The sequence below is a fragment of the Rhizobacter sp. P1_G5 genome, from assembly GCF_056405435.1.
This window is the reverse complement of sequence record NZ_JBFUCB010001034.1, coordinates 1-1156: the sequence shown is the minus strand read 5'-3', so window position 1 is coordinate 1156 and position 1156 is coordinate 1. Positions and strand designations below refer to the sequence as shown.

Sequence of the window (1156 nt, the reverse complement as noted above, 5' to 3'; positions counted from 1 at the left end):
CCGCGCCAAGCCGCGCAATGTTTCAATCGTGAACCACAAGCCGCAACAAGAAATCCCGCGTTAACCCGCCACGCCTCTACTCCCCCCGCGGGCCGCAGTCGACGGCCCCGACCACAGGAGACGACACACCATGCAAGCCACCCTCCGGGCCACCGCGCTCGCCGCGACCCTGTGCCTGAGCGCGTTCGGCGCCCAGGCCGTCACGCTGAAGATCTCGTGCGGGGCCGTCGGGCTCGAGTTCCAGCTCTGCAAGGAGGAGTCCGATGCCTGGGCCCGGAAGACCGGCCACGAGGTGCAGGTCATCAACGCGCCCAACGACTCGAACGAGCGCCTCGCGCTGTACCAGCAGATCCTCGGCAGCGGCTCCGACAAGATCGACATCTACCAGATCGACGTCGTCTGGCCCGGCCTGCTCGCCAGCCACCTGATCGACCTGAAGCCCTACACCAAGGGCGCCGAGAAGGAGCACTTCCCGGCCATCATCGCCAACAACACCGTCGGCGACAAGCTGGTCGCGATGCCATGGTTCACCGACGCCGGGCTGCTGTTCTACCGCAAGGACCTGCTCGAGAAGTACAAGGTTGCGCCGCCCACCACCTGGGACGCGCTGGCCGCCGCCGCGAAGAAGATCCAGGACGGCGAACGCGCCGCCGGCAACCCGAAGATGTGGGGCTTCGTCTGGCAGGGCCGCGCCTATGAAGGCCTGAGCTGCAACGCGACCGAATGGCTCGCGAGCTTCGGCGGCGGCGCCATCGTCGAATCGAACGGCAAGGTCTCGGTCAACAACGCCAACGCGATCAAGGCGCTGCAGACCGCGGCGAGCTGGGTCGGCACCATCACGCCGAAGGCGGTGCTGAACTACGCCGAGGAAGACAGCCGCGGCGTGTTCCAGTCGGGCAACGCGGTGTTCCTGCGCAACTGGCCCTACGTCTGGGCGCTGGCGCACAAGCCCGACAGCCAGATCGCCGGCAAGGTCGGCGTGATGCCCTTGCCTGCCGGTGGCAGTGGATCGACAGGAGGCCGCAGCGCCGCGGCGCTCGGCGGCTGGCAGCTCTCAGTCTCGAAGTACTCGAAGAACCAGGCCGTGGCCGCCGACCTGGTGAACTACCTCGTCAGCGCCGCGGTGCAGAAGGACCGCGCGATCAAGGCCTCGTAC

General features: G+C 67.5%; 1 protein-coding gene. It reads left to right on the top strand.

The genetic code is table 11. The annotated features are described in order from the left end of the window. Window positions 1-130 precede the first annotated feature (130 nt). A partial coding sequence (locus AC1D12_RS33780; RefSeq protein WP_477845441.1) for an ABC transporter substrate-binding protein occupies window positions 131-1156 on the top strand: 1026 nt, incomplete at its 3' end.